Source organism: Cohnella yongneupensis (genome assembly GCF_042655785.1).
GTDB lineage: Bacteria > Bacillota > Bacilli > Paenibacillales > Paenibacillaceae > Cohnella > Cohnella yongneupensis.
In genome coordinates, this window is record NZ_JBHSNC010000068.1 from 1 (window position 1) to 1,813 (window position 1,813).

Annotated in this window: 1 protein-coding gene; it reads right to left on the reverse strand. The window is 52.7% G+C overall.

Annotated features, from left to right (window positions below; all coding sequences use genetic code 11):
• Positions 1 to 27: 27 nt before the first annotated feature.
• Complete coding sequence (locus tag ACFPQ4_RS24730; RefSeq protein WP_378114626.1) at positions 28 to 1,587, reverse strand: IS1182 family transposase; 1,560 nt, start codon at positions 1,585 to 1,587, stop codon at positions 28 to 30.
• Positions 1,588 to 1,813 lie beyond the last annotated feature (226 nt).

The following is a 1,813-nucleotide window of genomic DNA, read 5'->3' on the forward strand; positions in this document are numbered from 1 at the left end:
TTCTTGGTGAATGGCGGCAACAGGGTACTATCCCTGTGCCGCCATTTCGCGTTTTTGGTCTATCGCCACCTTCTTCAGCAGATTGTGGGCAAGCGAAAGCCACCCGACCTCGAGGCTCACCTTAGGCAAGCCGCGAAGCAGAAAACGCCGGAATCCCCGGTTGTTCTTCATTTGCCCAAACACACTCTCCGGTTCAATCATCCGCCTGACCGATAGCGAATAGCCTTCCTCGCTTCGGAGTTTCTCCCGCACCTGCTCTTTGTAGCGCATGTACGCGAGGCTGACGCTGACTTCTCGGTTCCCTTCGGACTTCGTGCATGCAGCCTTGAGCGGACAACCTTCGCAACTCAAACTCCGATAATGCCGCTTGCGAATCTCAAACCCGCTGTCCGTCTTTTCCTTACTCTCGTAACGGAAGACCAGCTTTCGTCCTGCCATGCATGTCCAACTGTCCTCGGCTTCGTCGTATTGCCAATTGTCGATCTTGCTGATGTCATTCTGCCAAGCCTTTGATTTCTCTTTGTGATAGGTGCTGTACTTAACCAAAGCATCTACATTTTCGCTTTCTAGGAAGGCGTAGTTCTCTTCTCCGCCGTAGCCGGCATCTGCAATGACCGTTCCCGGCAGCTTTCCGAGCGCCGACTTTACCTTCTCCAGATGAGGCTTCAAACAGCGCGTGTCCGTAGGGCGCTGGTGCAGGCTGTATCCGATGATAAACTGCGATTCCGTTCCGATTTGCACGTTGTAGCCGGGCTTGAGCTGGCCGTTACGCATATGATCTTCTTTCATCCGCATGAACGTCGCGTCCGGATCCGTTTTGCTGAAGCTGTTGCGGTCCCCGAGGATCTTCCGTTGCGCTTCGTACTTTCGCAGGCGAGGGAGGAGGTCTTTACGGAGCACCCGTACCGTTTTCTTGAGCGGCTTATCCGTTGGCTTCTCTTTCAGCTTGGCTTCGAGTTTGGCAACAGCTTGTTCCAGCTTCTCGCTTGTTATCTGCGCGGTTTTGCCAAGTTCCGCAAGGTCTGCTCCCGCGTGCTCTTTCTCGTCCTCATGCTCCGACGCGTCAATGGCAGCGAACAAGGACTGGACCTTCTCCCGTAGCTTTGCTTGTTGCTTGACGACGGCTTTGCCCCAAACAAACGTATAGCGATTCGCGTTAGCCTCGATCTTGGTCCCGTCAACGAAATAGTGATCCAGCTTGACGTACTTCTCGTCTGCGAGAAATTGCAAAACGGCTGTGAAGACCGTCTCCAGGACGGATTTCATCCGCTCAGAGCGGAAACGATTAATGGTGCGGAAATCCGGCTGCTGCCTGCCGGCAATCCACATGAACATGACGTTCTCGCGGACGGCTTTGGCGATTTGGCGGGAAGTATAAATGCGCTGGGTGTAGGCATAGATGAGCACCTTGGTTAGCATTTTGGGATGATAGCTGTCTCTGCCGCCGCCAGGGTAAGCGGCAGCAAAGATACTGTCGTCCAGGCGGTTGACCGCCGCATTCACGACGCGTACGAGGTGATTTTGGGGGATGTCATCTGCCAAGTCCATTGGCAGGCAAAGCTGATCCATGGTATATTGAATGTACAAAGAAACCCCTCCTGGTAATGGTTGCTCGACACTTCCATTTTACCAAAGAACGGTTTCTTTGTGCGTACTATAAGGTGTTTTCTGGCAGAAATCGATGATGTAAAGAGGGTATGTGTCTCCTGGAGGAGCGGAGCGTTTGCCTTGAAAATCGTAAATGAACCTTGGTCTTCCCATTCACACATTTACGATTTTCACAGCAACCGGAAGGAGACACATACCCGTAAAA